We start from the raw sequence: 21,414 nt of genomic DNA on the forward strand, positions 1-21,414 counted from the left end.
AATGGAGTAAATTATTTTGTTGTCAATAATTTCCATTGACAAACCTCTTTATTTTTTCTGCACGGCAAGCACGGATAATCGGCAAAAAATCCTCGTAAAAATAGAGGGCCTTCATAAGGTACTTGTGGAATACCGTATGGTCAAACTTGATGCGTTCACCGGTGGTCATCACCTGATGCAAAAATACACCCTCGGCCTTGGACAAATCTGAAATGTCGATTTCTCGACCGCAAAGAAGACTCAATTCCACCTGCATTGTCGCAAGCGAATCAAAATCCAGGCTTTCCTTTGAATGGACCACAAGGTCAATATCGCTATACTCGTTGAAATTACCTTTCGCAAAGGAGCCATAAAGGATTACCGCATCAATGGAATCCTGATGCGCAAAATAGTCCTGCAACTTGGACTTGATTATGTCCTTTTGTATCTGCACAGCTAGAATATAACTATTTCAACAAAACAACGCAAGCCGATTTCCCAACGCAATTTTTCATTTATCTTTTTTTCTAAATTTTGCAGGTAAAATTTCAAGCCCCGCGCCCAGCACTTCGAGCATCAAACCTCGTACCTGGAGCCTCGAACCTGGAACCTATAAATGAGCGAAGATATTTTAAAGAAGATTGTTGACAAGAGACGTGCAGACATTGAACGCCTTGGTCTCACCTTTGGCTTTGACATTCCTGAAAAGCGTACCGTGGGCCGCTGCGAATTCCTCGGCCGTCCGGGACCTATTCTCGAGGTCAAGCGAGCTTCGCCCTCCAAGGGGGACATTGCCCCGGACTTGGTTCCTGCGGATTTGGCACGCACCTACGCCGCCGCCGGCGCACAGGCAATTTCTGTGCTTACGGAAACCAACTACTTCAAGGGAACTTTGGCAGACCTGATTGCGGTGGCCAAGGCCGTGGATAATGGAGATGGCACCAAGAAGTGCGCCGTGCTCCGTAAGGACTTCTTGCTGTTCGAAGATGAAATCGACATCGCCTACCGCTGCGGTGCCGACGCGGTTCTCTTGATTGCCCGCATCCTGGATGACGAACAGCTTTTGAAGATGGCTCGCCGTGCCCAAAGTTTCGAGATGCAGGCCTTCGTGGAAGTCCGTGAACCGGATGATTTGAGAAAGTTGAACTTGGTGCTGGAAGCCTTGGGCGAAAGCGTAGAAAAGACCATCGTCGCAGGCGTAAACAGCCGAGACTTGGCAACCTTCCACATCGACCCCATGGTTCCTGCGGCTATCCGCAACAAGTTGCCGGCAAAGGCCGTCTTTGAAAGCGGCGTACACACTCCTGCCGATGCCGCATTCGCCCGCAGTCTGGGCTTCAAGGGAATTCTCGTTGGCGAAGCCGTGGCAAAGAACCCGCCGCTGGCCGCCAAGCTGGTTGCCGCATTTGGCACCGCAGAAGATAACCGCCGCGGTGACTTCTGGAAAACCTTTGCAGAACGCCGTGACGCCAAACGCGCCGCCTACGCCGCAGCTATGGCAGACGCAGGTATGGAAAGCGCCGCCGCAGAAAGTGCTGCCCACAAGATTCCCATGGTCAAGATTTGCGGCATCACCCGCGAAGAAGACGGTTTTGCCGCCGCCGAAATGGGCGCCGACATGCTGGGCTTTGTTTTCAGCAATACCAAGCGTCTCACCAACGAAACCTTCGTTCGTAACTTTACCCAACTGCTCCGTAACGAATACGCCGCAGAAGGCCGCACCTGCCCCCTGTTTATCGGCGTCATTACCGAGACCACCACAGAAGAAGGCAAAACAGCCATTAAGCTTGCCGCCGAAGGCATTCTGGACGCAGTGCAGTTCCACGGATTTGCAGCACCCGCATTTGACGCAATTCCCGCAGAAGGTGCAAGCGCCGCCCAATCTCCAGCCCTCCCCTGCTACAACGCCCTTCGCATCGGTTCCGCAGAAGACTTCGAAAACTTCGCCGCCATCCGCAAGCACGGCGAACCCCGCGTTCTTCTGGACGCCAAGGTAGAAGGCATCCCCGGCGGATCCGGCCAGCGCATTCCTGAAGAACTGCTTCGCGAAAAAGCAGGCGAAACACCCTTCTGGCTCGCCGGCGGCATCACTCCCGAGAACATCGGCGACATTTGCGCAAAGTTCTCCCCGGAACTTATCGATGTTTCCAGCGGCGTAGAAGACGCACCAGGCATCAAGAACGCAGAAAAGATGATGCAGCTGTTCGAAGCAATCAACAGCTTGTAAGAATTCTCAATAAGCATTCAAAAAATTCAAACTCCAGAAATCACAACTCCGGAGTTTTCTCATTTTTCTAACGCATGTTAATCCGCACTGCCGTATTTTGAAAACTAACCGTTTCTTTTCCGTCTCCGTTCTTCGTGCATAAGCTTGATTTCGGCTTCGATTTCTTCCTCACTCATGCCGGCAGTACCATTGCGAAGAGCATTTTCATTTGCAGCCTTGAAGGCCGCTAGCAATCCTGTCGGATCGTAAATAGCACCGTTGTCGTTTACCACCAATGGAATAGTTGGATTAATCATGTTCAAAAAAGTCCTTGGAGTTACTGCAAATTCGCAATCAGGGAAATGCTTTGTATTTCCGGTTACGATGTAAGCACCCTTGTCCTGATTGGCAAAAGCAACATCATAAAAGATGACGTCATCCATATCCGGTAAAATCTTCCCGGTCGATGGAATGGAAACCTTGAGCGCATTCTTTAAGATGATTTCAATTACATTTTCTGCTTCTTTGTGAATAAAGCCAAATTTCGTTCTAAACAAAACTTCTTTATATTCTTCAACGATCGATTCATCAACTATAGGGATAAAAGATTTTTTCAAAATTTCCAACAAAATCAAATAAGGAACAGATTCTATTTGATTTCTCGCTAAAGCTGCAGATACAAGAACATTGGTGTCTATTACCGCGTAGAGCATTTTTTCTTCCTTCTTTCAGCATGCATCTGCTTGATTTCTTCCTCAATTTCTTCTTCGCTCATGCCTATAGTCCCATTTTTTTGAGCATTAGCATTCAACGCCTGAAGTGAAGACAAAAGCCCCATTGGATCATCAGCCTCTTTTGACGAAGTGGTTTTGACATCAAAGGGCAATCCTTTTTCAACAAGGGCTCGCTTGAAAAATACACGAATTGCAGTAGGGATGTCCATGCCGAGACTTTCGAACAATTCTGCGGCCTGGTTTTTCAAATCTTCATCCATTCGAATTTGTAATAACGACGTCGCCATATTTAACCTCATTATAGAATATATGATAATAGCATACATTTGTCAATGTATTGTAATCATAAAGCACTTATTTTTATCGCAGTATAAAAAAGGCAAAAAAAAACGCACCTATTCTTAAACCATATTGAAAATTTCTAGTTTTATAAGAGTTGCTTCGCCGCTTAATTAAAAACATCAACATGCCAAAATTCATACCACCGCTTTTATGGATGTTCCTCTGTTTTAGCCTGATGGGTTGTCTGCCTCCATCACACCTAATCCGCATTAACGAATCCCTGCCGAAAAATGCAACCATAGAAAAAGAATCCGTCGTTGTTTATGCACAAAGGGACTGCCCTGGGGATTGTCCTCTAAGCGACAAGGATGTGGAATGGCATAACGCAACGATTTATAAAAATGTAAGGCAAATCCAATTTACACGGTACGGGCGAATGACATGCGATCCCGATGAACTTTGGGAAGGATATCGCGGTTACAACTATTATGTAATTTGGTACAGAGAGGGAGTAGCCCATCGGGGAATACAAGCATATTGCGATGCAGAAAAAAAAGAGTTCGTTGTAAAGAACATTCTTGACAAAACAACGCATGTAACTTTTCTGAAATCACGAGATGAATGGGTGGTTGAAGTAAAATGAAAGCCTTACTCTTATTAGCACTATTTCTTCTTGCTTCTTGTGGAGGGATCTTCAGCTCAGATTCATCGTCCTATGTAGATAGGCTACCCCCAAAAATTGAGATTGAGCCGTTTTTTGTTGTAGTCGGTGATTTTCCTGAAGGAGTGTCCCCAAAGGATTTCCAGATTGTCGCTTACAAAAATACTCCTGTCAAAAGCGTCGTTCCTTACGAATATTATATTGATTATAGATATGCATTAAAAACGGGAGGATTCGACTTTATGAATCCAATACCCTCTTACGAAGTTCTTATAGACGAATTCGACCCGGCAACCGAAATCGTGTGGTACAATAAAGGAGTTCCTTACCAAACCTTGAATATCGAATATACGATAAAGAAAGGGGATATCGTTTCCTTTAAAGCCTTTTGGAATGGAAAGCAAGAATTGTGCTTAAACAATTATATCGGAACCTCGGTTTCACGAATTTATATTCACATGCCAGACAACCGCCAGCCAGAGAATGAATGGTTTACGATATTTAAAGACAATCCCAAATGCCGAGAAACAGAAAAATATAAATACTTAGATTTATAAAAACAGCATTTTCTCTACTGAAAACTTTTTCCAAAATAAGTAAAAGTTTTCAGTAGGAATTTTTACTCGTTAAAAGGACATTCCATTCTAGGGATGTTCTTTTTTGTATTGCAGCCACACATTGTAAGCAGCTTGCGCCTCTGCCAAGGTCGTTGCTTTGGGCGTTACTTCCAAAGATTCCATAACCAAGAAATCCTTGAGCATGATATGTCTTACTGTACTTGAAGAGTAGTCCACGTCATCATTGGTGATGATGATTTTCTGGAAATCCCCTTCTACGCCATTGAACGCATCAAATTCCCTTGCGTAGGCCTTTTCCTCGGCGACGCTGTAGGCAACTTGTATCAAGTATCTTTTGTTACCCTTTTGGGCAAGGAAATCAATTTCTTTTCCCTTGTTGTTGTACACAAACAATTCGTAGCCCATATAGATTAGTTCATTGTAGACAATGTTCTCCAGGTTGTGGGTAATGTCGTAACGACCCGCGGAGGCATGGATAGAATTGAGGGCAACATCTTCATTGTAGATTTTCTCGTAGAAAGAAAGTTCACGCTTGACCTTGGTGGAGTATTGCGGCAATCCGCAAATGACGTAAGCCTCCTTTAAATAGGCAAGGTATTTCATAATTGTGTTGACAGAGCACTTATCATGTTCCTGTTTCACGTAATCACGAATCGCCTTGGCCGAGAAAATGCGACTATTGGAATGCAGTATAAAAGTAACAAGGCTTTCAAAGAGTGAGCGTTTTCTGATGCCGTAGCGGTTTACCAGGTCATTAACGACAATAGTTTCCTTAAGGTCATTAAGATATAAGTCTTGAGCCTCTTGATTCTTCATATAGAATCGATTCGGGAAACCACCCCAAATCAAGTAATCGGAAATGGGAACCTTTTTCCTCTTTTCCTTGGCAATCTTTAAAATTTCCTTGTAAACAAAGGGACGAATCCGGAATGAAACATAACGGCCGCTTAGTTCCTTGGTAAATTCGCTTGAAAGAAGTTTTGAATTTGAACCTGTAATGAATACGGAGCATTGATTCAGACGCAATGTCTTGCACGCAAGTTGCCATCCATCGATGGTTTGCACTTCATCCAGAAAAACATAGCAAAGCCCGCGTTTTTTCTTTTTCAGAACGTAATCAATCAAGTCATTGCCGTTCTTTATGTCCGGAACATTGACTGCGTTTTCAAAATTAAGATAAATCAAGTTGGATGACTTGACTGAAATTTCATCCATAACTTGCTTAAGAATCACAGACTTTCCGCAGCGGCGAATCCCTGTGATAATCTTAATCAAATCAGATTTATAAAAGTCACGAATCGGAACAATGTACTTTTCTCTTAAAATCACTCAAAACCTCTACTGAAAACTTTTTCCAAAATATACAAAAGTTTTCAGTAGAATTTCTGCGATCCATTTGACAATCCCTGAATGTATGCCGATATTATAGTCAAGGAGAACGCCACCATGTTTAATGACAGCTCTTTGACAACCACATTCTGGTACATATTCCTTTTTATCGCATTTCTTGCTTCCGTTAGCCGCGCCGACCTCGTATCTAATGGAATCGCAGTCAATGAATCATCACAACATCCCACGGAGTCTTCGGTACGGACTCCGGGAAGACCATCGTAAACGGTTCCTACGTAAGCCTCAGACTAATGGTCCAGTCAAGGCAGGAAGAGGAAATGGTAGACCTCGCAATCGTAACCGTACCGGATTCAATACATCTAAAAGCTTGTCAGATTGCCCCTATTTTCGCCAAGGACGGGGAAATCGTCGAAATGTATGGCAATGTACCAGGGAAAGGAAAACTGGATAAATACAGAGTCTCCGGACCTGTTTCTGATTACGACTCTCGAATGCCGTTTGATTACGTGTATTCCATCAGCGTAAAGGGTAAACACGGCATTTCCGGCGGTCCACTCTACTATAATGGTCACATCATCGGAATGAACCTTGCCATGCGTACCGACGAGAATGTCACATATTCATACACATCCGATATTCTGATTGACTACCTTGAACAGGCCAATGTCAAAATCAAGCCCAATACAAAGAACAATAAAAAATGCGTGTACCCAATTATCGGATACACACAGAAAAATCAATAGCATAGCAGCATATTAATCTTTTGTGGATTCTTGGAGCCGTAGATTCATTAACATTTTTCCGCAATTTATCTTATAGCCAGCAGTTCCAAAGTTCTGGAGTCCTTTTCTCCGGAAAAGAATTTCTCAAGGACCTTGCCGAAGACTTCAATTTCAGGCGCCACTTCCATGAACAGAGTCATGCACGATTTTAGTTTCAAGTCGTCGGGATACCCCATGACTTCTGTTGCATTGTTATTTTCCAACGCCAGCAACGCCTCTGAAATTTCAACAAGGCGAGTCCTTAAAACATCATCTGCAATGTAAGCCCTGGCCTCATCCTTCGTCAATCCGTAGTATTTTGCCGTTGGGCTATATCCAAGCTCCTTCAGTTGAGGAAAGATGTACCAAATCCAATGGCTTTCTTTGCAGCCAGCCTTAATTTCGTTCAACGCAACTGGATAATCGGATTCCTGGGCGTCTTTAAACCTTTGCAAATCAAAACTCATATTGATAAAACTACTCTACTTTATACAGTTTACCAGGGAGATATCTGGGTTCAATTTTCCCGACGGATAGACATTTGACAATCCCTGCCTCCACCAAAACTTTCTTGGAGAAGTATCAATCCTTTACACAACGAAGGGAAAGGCCCTCATCCTTCAACAGCGAGCCAAAACCCACTACATCATTGATGTTCTTTTTCAGAGAGCGGATGAGTGCTTTGGACGGGCTTCCAATGGGAGGCTCGTTTGTATCCTCATTGGCAGTCCAGAAATAGGCGACAGTACCTAAATCCTTGTATTCCCTAGACCATTTCTCGCCTGCGGGGAGCGCGCCAAAGCCCAACCCATCATTGCCCGGGCCACCCATTTCGCCGAACACATCATTGTATTCAACCTGCCAGTCATTGGTGTTAGAACGAAGAAGTGCACCGACATCGGATTGGCTTGCCTTAGCTTCTGTTTTTGCAAAAGCTTCCAGCTCATTCCAGTCATCGACACTTGCAACATGGAACCCTTCTGGACATGCGCCCTGGACATTTCCTGTCAAGTTCGCGTATTTTTGCTGGTAGGATTTATCGAGGCCCATGGCTGCAGACCAGCTATACAGACGACCATATTTTTGGCAATTCTTTTCGCGACCATCATAGCACCAGCTTTCTGTAGTGCAGAAATTCATATTCTCAGCAAGCCAAACCTGATCGCCAATTTTTACAGTCTTGTACACCTGTCCATCACGGCTATCGCAAATGGAATTTTCGTCAAGAGATAAAGGGCATTCCTTTGCCAATTCCTTGCAAGACCCACCATTTGTGTTTCCAGAAGTTGAGCCTCCATTTTCATCGGAAGAAGTTCCCGAATCGGAGCAAGCAACGAAGAACCCCAAAGCCAGAGTCAAAACCGATTTACTCAGGGTAGAATATTTTTCAAAAAAATTATAGCGTTTCATTCTACTGCAAAAATACCTTTTATTAGAAAAGAAGAAAGATAACTCACCCCATGGTCCAGTCTTCGATGACAAGGCCATCAATGCGTGAGAATTCCTTCACGTTGTGGGTCACGAGGCAACCACCATTAAAGGCACTTGCCGCAATAAGCAAATCGTTGGGACCAATGGGTGCGCCGGCGGTTTCAAGCTGACGCCTGATTTCACCATACGCTGCAGCCTCGGATTTTGAGAAGGGCACGACTTGAAATTCCCGCAGGAACGAATTGTACAGGGCAATGGTCCTTTCGTAATTGTTGCTTTTCCGCGCGCCATATTCAAGCTCCGCGCAGACAACAGACGGAACCACAATGGATGTAGATGGGACTCGTTCAAAATGCTTTCGAATTTCCGGGAACATTCCCTTTACGGCATAGACAATGATGTTTGTGTCCAGGAAGTATTTCACAGTTCCTCCCTGGAAGCATCTAGGGAAGAATCCAATTCTTCGGGTACATCGATGTCCAAGTCCTTACCTGCGCCAAACAAATCCCAGAAGCTGGATGTGTAGGTGCTTTTGGCGGACTGCGCAATATCCAGATCCAGGGCGCAAGGGTATTTCTGTTCCCGCACGACCTGACGCAGAAACATGTTGATACCGACAGAAAGGTTCATTCCCAGGGAATCAAAAACCTGTTCCGCCCCCTTCTTGACTTCGGGATCGATCCTAAAGGTGACTGTGGTAGATGCGGACATGACAACCTCCATATTACACCCCCAGAATATAACTCTTTGTATTTACATTTGCAATACATTCAATTAAAATGTATTCACACAAGTGACCACATTTGGCGTAATTAGGCATTCTTACTCCTTTCGCGCTACAAGCTTCTATTCAGGATTTTATACAAGCGCGATGTTTCGTTAGAAAAGATAGATTTCTATAAGGACAAATTTTGACATTCAAGAAAGATTTTTTCGGGAGAAACAATTCATTTGAGGGATTGAATCCTTCCAAAGGAAATCTTATAGGGGTTCTTTTTGAACCAGGGGAAAACCGAGTAAGTCCACAAGCATCCCATCGGGTGCGCTGGGGTCAAGGTTAATGCCAGCGCCAAAGACTTCCACAAAGGCTGTGGCTATGGCCTGGCGTATTTCGCGAAAGCTCTTGATGGAAATTCCGGAATTGCTGTCGATTGCGACTGCGCCTATTGCCATATCTAAAACGCTCCGATGATGTTTTCATCGTCCTTGCTTCGGACGCTGAACTTTCCGGAAATGTTTCTTCCGTCTGCCTTGATTTCTATGGAGACCACCTCCTTGACGCCATCGACCTTTTCGATCTTCTCGCGGAGTATTTTCTGGGCGACGTCAAGATGGTTCATGGGAAGCCCCGCGACCTTTTCAAGCCAGGGAACGCCATGCTCTCGGTTTGTGAACGCTTCGCCTTCTTCCGTCCTTAAAAGACTGTGAACCGCCTGCTGGACGCGCTTCTGCATACGCGAAATGCGGCAGATATGGTCTCCTTGCAGGAAAATGTCGTGGGAACTGTTGAGGGCCAATTCATTCATTCCCCCTAAATTAGGCACGAAAAAGGCGCCCCCCAATGGAGCGCCAAACTATGCCAAAAGAGACCAAAATTTGAGAAAAATTCAAAAAGGACTTGACAATGTTTTTTTTTGTTTACATTTGGATGGTGGATGAAAAATTACCAAAATAATTACGAAAAATTAGAGGATTGAATATGGGATTCTTCAAGTTATTAGTCGCCATTGGAGCTGCCGCATACGGAATTTCCCCGGTAGACATAATTCCCGATGTCGTTCCAGTTGTTGGCTGGGCGGATGATGTGGGGGTGATTTTGACTGCATTAGCTATTATAGCGAAAGCGTAGAAAAAAATATATATTAAGGATGAAGAACGTACTGAGTTAGTGGGACGAGGTTATCCACTTGAGCCAACTACTTCTTGAAAGCAAGTGCCTGTATGCAGGAGTTTACCGCCCTGCCTTACGTTCTTCACTTTATTATAAAAGACGTTCTTGATGGAGCGTCTTTTTGTTTTTTTAATGTTTTTTTTAACGTTAAATGCCTAGCAAACCCGCATTAAACAAGGGTTTCGCTTTCTTTATGTTTTATAGGAGCTGTTTTTGAACCTGGATAAATCTTGATTTTCTCCAAGGAAAGAGGTATATTAGTGGTATAGGATATGCAAGTAAGCGTAAAGTCCGAAACGCTTTGGATTAGCCTTCAGTTGAAGGAGATTCTTATGGTGAGGTAACGGGCCACCTGCATGTCCTATTTTGTTTTATTTAGGTTGTTTTGATGCTTAGGTAAATCTTAGGGTGATTTTCACCTTTTTGTCGTCAATTTCTGTAGTGACCATTTGCATTTCTCTAAGAAAAGAGGTATGTTGATGGTTGAAGAACGTATTGAGTTAGTGGAAAGAGGTTTACCACTTCGGAAGCTAAGCTTTTTGAACGAAGCCACAGTACCGTATGCAAGAGTTCGCCGCCTTGTCTTACGTTCTTCACTTTATTATAAAAGACGTTCTTGATGGAGCGTCTTTTTATTTTTTTATGTTTTTTTAACGTTAAATGCCTAGCAAACCCGCATTAAACAAGGGTTTGTTTTCTTTATGTTTTATAGGGGCTGTTTTTGAACCTGGATAAATCTGAAAAACTCTCCAAAATTCAGGGAGTTGTTAGGATTGTTTAACACGAATATGTAGTAAACAGCATCTATTTCTTGTTGCGGAAAAAGTTTGCCCAATAAGGATTTTCCTTATCAAACAAATCTTTTTCCTCTTTGGTAAAATTCTTCGGATAGTCACCGAATAAAAACAGAATCTTTTTTTTATCAAAAGATACAGCATAATTCCCCAAAAAATCAATGTAGTCAACCCACCATATTTTATCGTCCTCTTTTTCCTTATAAAACTCGAACTTTCTCGTCTCTTTGTCAACCGTAATCATACTTAACCTCTCCCCATAATATACCTCTTTTCAGTTTTATAAGGGCTGTTTTGACGCCTAGGTAAATCTTTAAGATTTGGACTGCTATAGCTTCAACAAAAGATGAATCAATGATTGAAGGTGTTAAAATTTTCAAAGCCCCATAAATGGTCGAGGACGGCCTCCTGCAAGAGTACCGTCCCCTTTCCAGTCTTACAACGGGTTGCAGCCCTAAAACCTTCAAGCACTCCCAATATACCTCTTTAACCAATAATTGTCAATACCCCATGCCAGAGTTTTATTTAGGTTGTTTTTGACGCCTAGGTAAATCAGAATAAAAAAGTAGAATGTTCTGGCGGCCCGTTACCTCGCCATAAAGTGCGTTACCTTTCGGCACGTGACCAAGTGTTTCGGACTTGACACTTACTAGAAACATTCTACACCTTCAATATACCGCTTTATTCGGAGAATATCAAGTTTTATTTAGGTTGTTTTGATGCTTAGGTAAATCTTAGGGTGATTTTCACCTTTTTTTCGTCAATTTCTGTAGAGACCATTTGCATTTCTCTAAGAAAAGAGGTATGTTGATGGTTGAAGAACGTATGAGTTAGTGGAAAGAGGTTTACCACTTCGGAAGCTAAGCTTTTTGAACGAAGCCACAGTACCGTATGCAAGAGTTCGCCGCCTTGTCTTACGTTCTTCACTTTATTATAAAAGACGTTCTTGATGGAGCGTCTTTTTTTGTTTAAATCGGTATTTTTTGAGATTAGGGAAATCTTTTGTCCTTATACAATTAAAAAGTCGTCTTCTTTGGCGTTGGGTTCATAGCTGCAATCAACTTGGTTTTTGCTGAGGGGAAATTCTGTGTTAAACCTGCAGTTCTTGTAAACTGATTTAGATTCGTGGGGTTTGTCGAGGATGATTGCGCCTTTAGGAAAAAAGAAGTTGCAAGAGTGAAAATTTGCGTCTCCTTTTCCTCCAATGCAGAATGTGAAACGCCCCTGTTCGTCTGAACCAAAAAAGCGACATTTTGTAAAGATTGTTTTTTCAACGATATTATCCAATAAGGTAACTGGGCCAACAGGATGAAATTCGTCGATAGTGTAAAAGTTGCTGAAAAGACAATGATCAAAAGTTGCGAAAGATTCCTTTCCAATTATGACGCCATCGTTTGGTATGCAACAAAATGCACATTTTGAAAAGTTAGCGCTTGAACCTTCGTCGATATATGCACAAATGGGATCATTTGCGCCATCGGAAGATAAGCGACAGTTTGAGAAATTGCCTGATCCTCCATTGGATATGTTGAGGCTTACCTCGTCAAGGCCTTCGATCAGAATATCTCTAAAATCACCAAAAGAATCCTTTCCGTCGATGCGAACTTTAAAAAATTCTTCTTCTTTTTCGTCTCTCTCAACAAAGAGGCCTTTGCCGCCATTTTGAATAGAGACTCCCTCATAACAAAAAGTGCATTTAAGAAAAGTTGGCGATGCTGGTCCATCAATAACAACTTCGTCCAAAAATACACAGTGGTCGTATATATCACAACCATTGTTAATAACGAATCGTTCTTCAAAGATTTTTCCTTCGATTTTTTTCTGCATGATGAACTCCTTTGCTGGACGGTCGCTTGATTAACATATATTTTTTTGTGACAAATAATGACTTGCTTGATTCTGTTGGAATGTTTTTTGAATTCTGGAAATAAATAAGCCCCTTCAAAAGAAGGGGCTTGTAAAGGCTCTCACGAATTCCATTCCTTACGTGACGCCGGTTGTTTATCAGGGAATGGCTAACGCAACCGGTGTGTCAATAATATACCTCTTTAACCAATAATTGTCAATCCCATTATGGCTTTGGCGGCGAATAAGGGCTGGGAGGTGCAGGAGCATCAGTTGCAGCTGTTGCGTGGGTATGGCCCAGGAACGACAGCGTAGGCGTGGAGAAATTCGCGTCTTTTAATCTTATAGGGGTTCTTTTTGAACCAGGGGAAAACACCAAAGGGAAGCCCGATGTAAAAAAAGCATTGCCGCTGAGCAATGCAAAAAAAGGCGCCGGCGCATCTCACCTGCATCCGGGACTCTTGTTAATCATCAGGGTGGACTACCATAACAAGTTCAATACAAATATAACTCTTTTTTAGGGAAAGTCAAATCTTATAGGGATTCTTTTTGAACCAGGGGAAAACGAAAAGCAAAATCTACAATCAAAAATGCGTCATTTTCGCATTATTCATATAAAAAACGCAGTAACATTTGCAAAATTCATAGGAAAAATGTATTTTCAGTACTATGAAGAGATCCATCAGCAAACAACTTTTAGATTGGAAAAACAAAGCCAAGCGAAAGCCACTGGTAATAACCGGCGCTAGACAGTGCGGAAAAACATACGCCATCAAGGAATTTGGAACGCAGGAATTTGCAAATTTCGCCTACATCAATTTTGAAGGGAACGAAGCCCTGAAATCCATTTTCGATTACGATCTGGATGTCAAGCGCATCGTTCGCGAGCTTACCCTTTATTCCGGTCAAAAAATCGAAGCGGGCAAAACCCTGCTTTTCTTTGATGAAATCCAGGCTTGCCCCAAGGCCATCACCAGCCTAAAATACTTCTGCGAAAACATGCCGGAACTCCATGTGATTGCCGCGGGTTCACTTCTCGGAGTCGTCATCCGGCAACAAGAAATTTCATTCCCCGTCGGCAAGGTGGAACGCCTGCAAATGTTCCCCATGAGTTTCGAGGAATTCGTTATGGCTAGCGAAAACGGCGAGACTCTTTTGCAGGCGGCCAAGTCCACTGAAGCTTTTGAACCGCTGCGAACTGTTTTCGCAGAGCCTCTCGAAAAGTTGTTGCGCTACTATTATATTGTCGGAGGGATGCCCGAAGCCGTAGCCACCTTTTTTGAAACCCACGACTTTGAAGCAGTCAGCCAGGTTCTTTCCAACATCCTGCAGGATTACAGCGACGACTTTTCAAAGCATGCCCCCATTCACGATGTTCCAAAGCTACACCTGATTTGGGATTCCGTGCCAAAGCAACTTGCAAAGGACAACAACAAGTTTGTCTTCTCCCATGTCAAGGCGGGCAAGCGAGCTGCAGATCTGGAAGACGCTTTGCAATGGTTTTTCAGCGCAGGTCTGTTGCATAAGCTCGAGTGCGTTACCAACGCGGAACTCCCGCTTTCAAACAACGCAGAAGGATCGATCTTCAAAGTCTATATGAGCGATGTAGGTTTGCTTCGTGTAAAATCCGGTCTGGACCCGCAGACAATCCTTAACGAGACACCTCTTTACGCCACCTTCAAGGGTGCGCTTACAGAAAACTTTGTTCTAAACGAACTTCTAAAACAGAACTTTCATCCTTATTTCTGGCGTTCAGAAAACACAGCCGAACTGGACTTTCTCCTTGAAGTCAGGAATGAACTGATTCCAGTAGAAGTCAAAGCCGAAAAGCACACTAAGGCCAAAAGCTACAACCAGTTCTGCAAAAAATTCAAACCGAAAAAAGGTCTAAAACTTTCCATGAAAAATGCTGGAACCACTAGTGTCGAAGAAACCGAAACCTTGATGTTGCCGCTTTACGAAAGCTTTAGGGTGATGGAGCTTGTTTCATAAGGGTTCTTTTTGAACCTGGGAGAAAACTTAAGAATAATAGAAGAACGTGACTCAAACGGAATTCTTATATTAGAGTGTACTTTGGAGGGCTAATATGGCCGAAGTTTACGAAAAAGATGAAAACGACATTATCAAGGTTGTTAATTCTGTCAAGAAAAATCCGGTTACTATAAAGCCGAGACTCGTTGATTGGTGCGACTGGGATATTTTTGTTTTAATGGGAAAATCCTGGAATAAGCATCACAACGACAAGGTGGACATCGGCGATGGCTTTGATGACAAGCGTTTTGAAAAGTACCTCGGCGAAGATTACTAAATCCACAAGAATTTAGCTATCAGCCCTTCCTGAAATCCGGAGGGGCTATTTTTGTACTATGTCTGCAATCCAGGATTTCATTTTATCTTATAGGGGTTCTTTTTGAACCAGGGGAAAACTTAAACATTTAACCTTGATTAACTTTTAGTTTAACCATTTGGTTAAAAAGAGTGTATATTTATCGTATGGAAAAGCAGAAAGCAAAAATCCTGGATATCATACTGAAGCAGATTACATTCTTCTGCTTGTATTGGGGTTTTTACGCCATCGGCTGGCATTATTGCACAACAATAAAAATGAACGGCTATTGTACTATATTTTACGATTCAGCAATATTTGTCCCACTGCTTTCAACAGTTTTTTACATAGCAGGCGCAATAGCCGTGCAATTGAACATCACTTCGCCGTCTTCAAAGCCTTCTGATAAGCAGTCTTGATCTTATAGGGGTTCTTTTTGAACCAGGGGAAAACGAAGTAAGCCAAAATGGTTACAAAGATGCTTTGTATGGGAATATGATTGTTCCATCTTTTTAAAAAGATGGATATTTTTATTGATTTTGTATATATTCACATAGGGTATATATGGAATTCTTAATAGAAATAGCATTGATTATGGTACTTCCGTTGGCTTTGCCAATGGTTACGGGTTTGGTGTCTGCTATATTCTTTGGTTTTGTTCACTTATTTAGGAATAAGTATGTGGTGTTCGTTTTGACATTGCTGTCTTTCGTTTTTTTCTATGAATGTGTAAAATGGTCTCTCCGTTTTCCTTCGTCAATGGAGAACGATTGGTTTACTAGAGACATCGTTCCATTTTTAAATGTGACATTTTACTAACATTTTGCCACGGTAAATCGTATGTTTGACGAAGAAATCGTTAAACATGGCGGCTTGTTTTGGCTTATATTGACTCTCTACAGAAAGTATCTATCCAGGTAGACGGTTCTACCGTTGAGTGTGTCGCTGCATCCTACAAGGGGGTGCCGTTTTTCATCTTATAGGGTTCTTTTTGAACCCAGCAAAAAACTACAGCTTATTTTCGGCAGAGTTCTCTAGTACAGAAATCTTAGATTCCAAGGTCGTCTTGAAGTTATCGAACAAGTTAATATAACTTGAATAGACGCGGTCCAAAACAGCATTAAATGCTTCTTCATCGTAAATGTGCGTTGCGGAATTGCGATCCTTCAACATCTGAAGCCATACCGATTCATCATTCAGGAATCCGTACTTAAATCCGGCACGGAGAATTTCTCGAGGAGATCCATTCTCGGCCTCCTCGATTCCATGCGCTCGCATCAACTCTTGAAGGGTTTTCCAGGCCAACTCAAAAGCCAAACCAAACTGGCCAATCACACCTGTTCTATAAATTTCATCCGCCAAAGCTTTTGCCTTTTCAGACTTTTTCAGAACATCAAAACAGTTTTTGAAATTATCAAACTTCTGCATAAAGGCACTCTCCCTCACGTTCGATATTCTGTTTCAACTTCTGGGATACAACTGTCCCCATATCAATAACATCGAAGGACAAAAGCGAGTCGGCTTCGTCTTCAAGCATGTACTGAAAATCAGAAACATTCTTGCCGAATACAGCTAGGTCAACATCACTACGATCCCGATTGGTGCCGCGGGCGCGGGAACCAAACAGCACCACACGACTCAGTTCACACTTCTTTGCGAACTGAACGATTTGCTGCTGCAATTTTTCGGGAATGTTGATCATACCATCAATATAACAAAACTTACGTCTTTTTCATCATTTTCGCCACCGTTCCCTTGCCAATTTTTGGGGATATTCATAAATTTTGGCACATGAAGATGATTAACGTACTTTGCGAAAACTTTGACGGCCGATGGTGGCGCGGGCTCTAACATAGAGTCTGGTTTTTGCGAGTATAGTTGATCAAGGCAAAAGGCTTCCAGACTCCCTGGAGGCTTTTATTTTTCCCCAAAGACATTTAGAATTCTCCAGGTAATCCAGGACCTGCGCCTAAAAAGCTATTTTTACGGCGTTTAAAACAAAATTTCATTTTGAGCGCAGCGTGCCCGCGAGGTTGACGATTCTAGATCCTTCGCTACGGCTTCGCCTCCACTCAGGATGACACTCTGAGGAATGAGCTTCAGCAGTTCCACTCAGGGTGACGAACAAGAGACAAAAGGACCACATATGGCAAAATCTCTGGTAGAATCAGATAATGGCTTTTTCGACAAGTTCGGCGGCAAGTATGTAGCCGAAATCATCCGTCGCCCTCTGGACGATCTTGAAGAAGCCTTCAACAAGTACATCAAGGATCCGGAATTCCTGGAAGAATTGCGCATTATCCAGCGCGACTACATCGGCCGCGAAACTCCGCTGTACTATGCCCCTACCGCAACAAAGCTTTTGGGCGGCGCACAGATCTACATCAAGCTGGAAGGTCTTGCCAACACAGGAGCCCACAAGATTAACAACGCCATCGGTCAGTGCCTCTTGGCAAAGAAGATGGGCAAGACCCGCATTATCGCAGAAACCGGCGCTGGTCAGCATGGTCTCGCCACTGCAGCAGCTTGCGCAAAGCTGGGTCTTGAATGTATCGTTTACATGGGCGAAGTGGATGTTCGTCGTCAGCAGCCCAACGTTGCCACCATGGAACTTTACGGCGCCAAGGTGGTGCCTGTCACCAGCGGTAGCCGCACCTTGAAGGATGCGGTAAACGAAGCCATGCGCGACTGGGCAACCAACTTCGCCACCACCCACTATGTTCTGGGTTCCGCCCTCGGCCCCGCACCGTTCCCCGATATCGTCCGTACTTTCCAGAGCATCATCGGTGAAGAAGTTAAGCGCCAGGCTGCAGAACGCAACATCGACATTGCAGCCATCGTGGCTTGCGTAGGCGGTGGTTCCAACTCCATCGGCGTATTCACTCCGTTTATCGAAAATCCGAACGTTCGTCTTATCGGCGCAGAAGCCGGTGGCGTAGGCCCGAAACTGGGCGAAAACGCAGCCCGCATGGTGGGCAATGCTGCCAAGGTGGGCATCGTTCAGGGTTACAAGAGCAAGTTCCTGGTAGATGACGATGGTCAGTCCCAGCCCACCCGCTCCATTTCCGCAGGTCTTGACTACATGGGCATTGGCCCGCAGCTTGCCGCCCTCGGCGAATGTGGCCGCGTGGAATTCACCAGCATCCTGGACAAGGAAGCTTTGGAAGCAGTGAACTTCTTCGCCAAGAACGAAGGCATCCTCTTCGCTCTTGAAAGTTCCCACGCCGGTGCCGCCGCCATGAAGATCGCCAAGGATTATCCCAAGGATAAGGCAATCATCATCAACATGAGTGGCCGTGGCGACAAGGACATCTTCATTACCAGCCCCGTGTTCCGCCCCGAAAAGTGGAAGGAATTCCTGGCCGCAGAACTGAAGCGCCTCGAAAACAATGAAGATATCCACGACGCAGAAATTATGAATAAGTAGTGATTAGTAAACAGTGGTTAGTAAGCAGTGAAAATAAGGCGGCTGCGCCGCGATTATAAAACTAACCTCTAACCACAAGCCACTAACCACTAATCACTAACCACTAACCACTAATTTTTATGAACGCACCAATCCGTTTAATGTCCCATTTGATTGCCGGTTTCCCTGATGGAGAAACTTCTGTGGCAATTGCAGACGCTCTGGTAAAGGGCGGCGCCTCCATTCTCGAAATTCAGTTGGCCTTCAGCGATCCTAGCGCCGACGGTCCCGCTATCCAGACCGCTTCTACCGTGGCTTTGGAAAAGGGCTACTCCACCAAGCAGGGTCTTGAAATCGTGAAGAAGATTCACGACATGCATCCGGACATTCCCATCTACATCATGACCTACGGCTCCCTGGCATTTACCCCCGGTGTCGAAAACTTCGTGAAGATGTGCAAGGACGCAGGCGTTAGCGCTTGCATCATTCCGGACCTTCCCTTCGATAACGACGAAGGCCTCACCGCCGCTTGCAAGAAGTACGGCATGGAAAACATCCCCGTGGCAGCTCCTTCTATGACCCAGGCTCGCCTGGAAGAAATGGCCTCCAAGGGCTTCACCTACATCTACGCAGCACTCCGCGCAGGTACCACCGGTTCCCAGACGGTCATCGACCAGGCAACCCTGGACTTCCTGGATACCGTGGGCAAGGGCGGCGCCAAGGTTCTGGGCGGCTTCGGCATCCGTACCGGCGAACAGTCCAAGGTTCTCTGCAAGCACGTGCATGCAGTGGTGGCAGGTTCCGTATTCGTGAACATCATGCTGAAGGATTCCAAGGATATCGCAGGCGTTGAAGCCAAGGCCCGCGAACTTTCCGGCTTGTAATTCCGCCAAGCAAAATCGTTAGGCAGTTGTCATTGCGAGCGAAGCATGGCAATCTAGCCTAAAACACAAATGAAAAGTCCAAGGTGAAGAACCTTGGGCTTTTCAAACACTCTGTTGCATATAGAAAAATCCAAGGCAACAACCCTGGATCCTATCTATAGAGAAATATCCGACTCCCCTACAGTTTTAAATACAGTTTCCTGTTTTCCTGAAGGCCTTCATTATCAAATCGGACGGTTGGATTTTCGCCCTTCTTATAAGCCTCTTCGCTTTCATAAATGGACAAGGCTATAGTTACGCCAGGCAAAGCCGCCACATTGGTCTGCCTTGCAGGAACTTCATGGGTGAAAGAGAATTCCTGAGTCATGCCATCCTTGAACGTTTTCTTGGGAATATGGACGGTCTTGCCAATCTGCGCCAGGGACGTTCCCTCGCCATCCACAAATTCAGCCACCAGATACACGTCAAAGAAACAGGGAGCCACACCGGAATTCCTCACCGCAATATTTAACTTATTTGTAGTCACCGTCGCTTCGGTTACGGTTAGCAGTTCCGCCTTGGCGATCGTAAAATTATAACCGATAACATGGGTCATGGAATCCGCCAGCGCCTTGTTATCCTTGTAGAAATAGTAGCCATCATCGCTATCCTGATCCAGCACGTAGTAGGTCAGGTGTGCGGTAGTAATGGCATCCACCCAACGCTGCGGCGTCCACTTCAAATAACCGCCAGGAATGACGTCGTTATACGTGAGCATGGTCTTATAGCCACCCAAGTTTTCCGCAATTGTGGGAAGCCCCGCCTTGTAGCAACGTACCAGGGAATCAGCCCTTCCGGGAGTTCCGATAAAACCGTCATCACGTTTGGCGATGCCCAGGCTCAGCGCATACGTATACACATCGCCGGAACCATTGGAAGGCAGTACAATCAAGGTTTTCTTGAAAACGGAGGCGTAATGTTTCAGCATGTCCTTCTCGATTTCGGCAGAAGGCATTTCGCTCCCCACCAAATGGGAAGCATGCCACTCGCCCCATTCCCCAAAGGAACGGATATCAATGTATTCCAGGCGGGGATCCCCATCATACTTTTCAGCCAACGCGGTTCCAAAATCCTTGGCGGCCTGCAAGTAAATGGAATCATCCCAAACAGGAACGGTGGCGTCGTAACCTTCCTTCAAAGTTTTTGCGGTAATCTTTTTTGCGCCCTTTTCATAAACCCATTTGGGAGTCCAGTCGTATTTTTCTTCGGGAGTATCATTACCCTTAATAAAGGACGGCGTATAAGGCAGAACGCGGAGCGCATACGTCAAACCATTCTTTTGACAAGCCTCCAGGATTTTTTCTACAGGAGCCCAATTGTACACACCTTCGCCAGGGTTCAGCGAATCCCACTGGAAATAGCCGGAGCCATAAGTGATCAAATCCCAGGCACGATTGTTCAATTCACCATAGGGACCATATTCAAATTCCGGGACAAAAGTCCAGGTGCCGCCCACAGGAACGGTAAAGCCCTTATGGGGGTTAGCTAATGGTCCGTCATACGGTTTAAGTACATAAGAAATTTTTGCCGTATCCGCGGGAGCGATCGTCATGGAATCAGTAGGTACCGCCGCGGAATCTGTGGGCACTATCGTCGTGTCTGCAGGCACCATCGCAGAGGTGTCAACGGGAACCGTCGAGGAATCTGCAGGAACAGTCAACGCGGTATCGGCAGAAACATTGGATATTGTATCTTCGGGAATCAGCGCAGAAGTACCCGCAGGCATTTCATTAGCCGCATCCTCCGACGAACTGGAAATTTCGTTAGCAATACCCGTACTGACGTCATCATCACTACAGGCCCCTAAATTCAAGCCTATGACCGCAGAGGCCACCACACCAAACAAAATAGAACGCTTCATCTAATCCTCTTATGCCGCAATGAATATAGATTGTTTTCTTTTAAAAAAGCTTTATCCCGAAGCAAGAAATCGTTTACACGGCGGACCAACCTTTTTTCTAAATTTGTCGCCGTAAATTAAAGCAGGCCGCCCCTGCACAATCACGAGATTTTTTGAGGCATCATCAACATGTGTGGAAGCATTTAGGCAGCCTTGCTAGATGATTCTCTCGATTCCGATTCCCATTCGTAGGCAATCTTTACATCTACATAGGAACAGCTCAACATTATCAGCGACAGCATGTTGTTCATGTTCCTGAAGCCATAGGCAGTCCGTATCAGTAGCTTTATCTTGTTGTTCGTCGCCTCGATCCTTGCGTTTGACACGCCCAGCCTGATTGTGTTGAG

General features: G+C 44.6%; 25 protein-coding genes. 9 read left to right on the top strand and 16 right to left on the bottom strand.

All coding sequences use genetic code 11. The annotated features are described in order from the left end of the window. Positions 1-22: 22 nt before the first annotated feature. Positions 23-433, bottom strand: coding sequence for a type VII toxin-antitoxin system MntA family adenylyltransferase antitoxin (locus BUB73_RS06805; RefSeq protein WP_073284596.1), 411 nt, complete (start codon positions 431-433; stop codon positions 23-25). 162 nt (positions 434-595) lie between these two features. On the opposite strand from BUB73_RS06805, the gene BUB73_RS06810 reads away from it, so the two are divergent. Further along, on the top strand, positions 596-2,206 hold the full coding sequence (locus BUB73_RS06810) for a bifunctional indole-3-glycerol phosphate synthase/phosphoribosylanthranilate isomerase (RefSeq protein WP_073284599.1): 1,611 nt from the start codon (positions 596-598) through the stop codon (positions 2,204-2,206). A gap of 104 nt (positions 2,207-2,310) precedes the next feature. On the opposite strand, the gene BUB73_RS06815 is transcribed toward BUB73_RS06810, so the two are convergent. Both BUB73_RS06815 and BUB73_RS06820 read right to left on the bottom strand, forming a co-directional pair. Beyond that, the gene (locus tag BUB73_RS06815) at positions 2,311-2,898 is read right to left on the bottom strand and encodes a PIN domain-containing protein (RefSeq protein WP_073157984.1); all 588 of its coding nucleotides are present in this window, start codon (positions 2,896-2,898) and stop codon (positions 2,311-2,313) included. Then, a complete protein-coding gene (locus BUB73_RS06820; RefSeq protein WP_073157981.1) occupies positions 2,883-3,206 on the bottom strand; it encodes a type II toxin-antitoxin system RelB/DinJ family antitoxin in 324 nt (107 codons plus the stop codon). The genes BUB73_RS06815 and BUB73_RS06820 overlap by 16 nt, the downstream gene beginning before the upstream one ends. Positions 3,207-3,355: 149 nt before the next feature. Here BUB73_RS06820 and BUB73_RS06825 point away from each other — a divergent pair, with 149 nt between their 5' ends. Together BUB73_RS06825 and BUB73_RS06830 are read left to right on the top strand one after the other, a co-directional pair. Beyond that, positions 3,356-3,844, top strand: coding sequence for a hypothetical protein (locus tag BUB73_RS06825; RefSeq protein ID WP_139259139.1), 489 nt, complete (start codon positions 3,356-3,358; stop codon positions 3,842-3,844). Next, entirely contained in the window at positions 3,841-4,419 is a 579-nt protein-coding gene (locus BUB73_RS06830; protein WP_073284605.1) for a hypothetical protein, read from the top strand. Before BUB73_RS06825 ends, BUB73_RS06830 begins: the two co-directional genes overlap by 4 nt. Before the next feature lie 87 nt (positions 4,420-4,506). Here BUB73_RS06830 and BUB73_RS06835 read toward each other — a convergent pair whose 3' ends face one another. Further along, positions 4,507-5,769 (bottom strand): ATP-binding protein, encoded by a 1,263-nt coding sequence (locus BUB73_RS06835; protein ID WP_073284609.1) that lies wholly within the window; start codon positions 5,767-5,769, stop codon positions 4,507-4,509. A gap of 311 nt (positions 5,770-6,080) precedes the next feature. On the opposite strand from BUB73_RS06835, the gene BUB73_RS06840 reads away from it, so the two are divergent. Next, positions 6,081-6,533: a hypothetical protein gene (locus tag BUB73_RS06840; protein WP_088666778.1), complete on the top strand. Its 453-nt coding sequence runs from the start codon at positions 6,081-6,083 to the stop codon at positions 6,531-6,533. A 65-nt stretch (positions 6,534-6,598) separates the two neighbouring features. Here the strand turns inward: BUB73_RS06840 and BUB73_RS06845 are convergent, their stop codons facing one another. From BUB73_RS06845 to BUB73_RS06870, 6 genes are all read right to left on the bottom strand, one after another. Beyond that, complete coding sequence (locus BUB73_RS06845; protein ID WP_073284614.1) at positions 6,599-7,018, bottom strand: DUF1810 domain-containing protein; 420 nt, start codon at positions 7,016-7,018, stop codon at positions 6,599-6,601. A gap of 115 nt (positions 7,019-7,133) precedes the next feature. Next, positions 7,134-7,961 carry an FISUMP domain-containing protein gene (locus tag BUB73_RS06850; protein WP_073284616.1) on the bottom strand — a complete coding sequence of 276 codons (828 nt, stop codon included), beginning with the start codon at positions 7,959-7,961 and terminating at the stop codon, positions 7,134-7,136. A 43-nt stretch (positions 7,962-8,004) separates the two neighbouring features. Continuing rightward, positions 8,005-8,406, bottom strand: a complete 402-nt coding sequence (locus BUB73_RS06855; RefSeq protein ID WP_073284618.1) for a type II toxin-antitoxin system tRNA(fMet)-specific endonuclease VapC — start codon at positions 8,404-8,406, stop codon at positions 8,005-8,007. Then, positions 8,403-8,693 (bottom strand): type II toxin-antitoxin system RelB/DinJ family antitoxin, encoded by a 291-nt coding sequence (locus tag BUB73_RS06860; protein ID WP_073284621.1) that lies wholly within the window; start codon positions 8,691-8,693, stop codon positions 8,403-8,405. The genes BUB73_RS06855 and BUB73_RS06860 overlap by 4 nt, the downstream gene beginning before the upstream one ends. Positions 8,694-8,963: 270 nt before the next feature. Further along, entirely contained in the window at positions 8,964-9,155 is a 192-nt protein-coding gene (locus tag BUB73_RS06865; RefSeq protein WP_073284624.1) for a hypothetical protein, read from the bottom strand. Positions 9,156-9,157: 2 nt separating this feature from the next. After that, entirely contained in the window at positions 9,158-9,508 is a 351-nt protein-coding gene (locus tag BUB73_RS06870) for a contractile injection system sheath initiator (protein ID WP_073284627.1), read from the bottom strand. A gap of 173 nt (positions 9,509-9,681) precedes the next feature. On the opposite strand from BUB73_RS06870, the gene BUB73_RS16615 reads away from it, so the two are divergent. Next, positions 9,682-9,831 (top strand): YkvA family protein, encoded by a 150-nt coding sequence (locus BUB73_RS16615; protein ID WP_083539678.1) that lies wholly within the window; start codon positions 9,682-9,684, stop codon positions 9,829-9,831. Positions 9,832-10,677: 846 nt separating this feature from the next. On the opposite strand, the gene BUB73_RS06880 is transcribed toward BUB73_RS16615, so the two are convergent. Together BUB73_RS06880 and BUB73_RS06890 are read right to left on the bottom strand one after the other, a co-directional pair. Further along, complete coding sequence (locus tag BUB73_RS06880) at positions 10,678-10,911, bottom strand: DUF7675 family protein (protein WP_073284630.1); 234 nt, start codon at positions 10,909-10,911, stop codon at positions 10,678-10,680. Between the two features lie 764 nt (positions 10,912-11,675). Further along, positions 11,676-12,494, bottom strand: a complete 819-nt coding sequence (locus tag BUB73_RS06890; protein WP_073284636.1) for a hypothetical protein — start codon at positions 12,492-12,494, stop codon at positions 11,676-11,678. 687 nt (positions 12,495-13,181) lie between these two features. Between BUB73_RS06890 and BUB73_RS06900 the strand changes: the two genes are divergently transcribed. Both BUB73_RS06900 and BUB73_RS06905 read left to right on the top strand, forming a co-directional pair. Continuing rightward, positions 13,182-14,504: an ATP-binding protein gene (locus BUB73_RS06900; protein ID WP_073284641.1), complete on the top strand. Its 1,323-nt coding sequence runs from the start codon at positions 13,182-13,184 to the stop codon at positions 14,502-14,504. A gap of 94 nt (positions 14,505-14,598) precedes the next feature. Then, entirely contained in the window at positions 14,599-14,820 is a 222-nt protein-coding gene (locus BUB73_RS06905; protein WP_073284643.1) for a hypothetical protein, read from the top strand. A gap of 1,026 nt (positions 14,821-15,846) precedes the next feature. Here the strand turns inward: BUB73_RS06905 and BUB73_RS06910 are convergent. After that, entirely contained in the window at positions 15,847-16,266 is a 420-nt protein-coding gene (locus tag BUB73_RS06910; protein ID WP_073284646.1) for an HI0074 family nucleotidyltransferase substrate-binding subunit, read from the bottom strand. Beyond that, positions 16,253-16,540, bottom strand: a complete 288-nt coding sequence (locus tag BUB73_RS06915; protein WP_073284649.1) for a nucleotidyltransferase family protein — start codon at positions 16,538-16,540, stop codon at positions 16,253-16,255. Before BUB73_RS06915 ends, BUB73_RS06910 begins: the two co-directional genes overlap by 14 nt. 444 nt (positions 16,541-16,984) lie before the next feature. Between BUB73_RS06915 and trpB the strand changes: the two genes are divergently transcribed. Beyond that, positions 16,985-18,265, top strand: a complete 1,281-nt coding sequence (gene trpB / locus BUB73_RS06920) for a tryptophan synthase subunit beta (RefSeq protein WP_073284652.1) — start codon at positions 16,985-16,987, stop codon at positions 18,263-18,265. 119 nt (positions 18,266-18,384) lie between these two features. After that, positions 18,385-19,128: a tryptophan synthase subunit alpha gene (gene trpA, locus BUB73_RS06925; protein WP_249269479.1), complete on the top strand. Its 744-nt coding sequence runs from the start codon at positions 18,385-18,387 to the stop codon at positions 19,126-19,128. A gap of 178 nt (positions 19,129-19,306) precedes the next feature. Here the strand turns inward: trpA and BUB73_RS06930 are convergent, their stop codons facing one another. Further along, entirely contained in the window at positions 19,307-21,028 is a 1,722-nt protein-coding gene (locus BUB73_RS06930) for a beta-galactosidase (RefSeq protein ID WP_073284654.1), read from the bottom strand. 182 nt (positions 21,029-21,210) lie between these two features. Next, the coding region (locus BUB73_RS06935) for a transposase (protein WP_139258420.1) at positions 21,211-21,414 on the bottom strand (204 nt) is incomplete at its 5' end.

This window comes from Fibrobacter sp. UWH6, assembly GCF_900142465.1.
Classification (GTDB): Bacteria; Fibrobacterota; Fibrobacteria; order Fibrobacterales; family Fibrobacteraceae; genus Fibrobacter.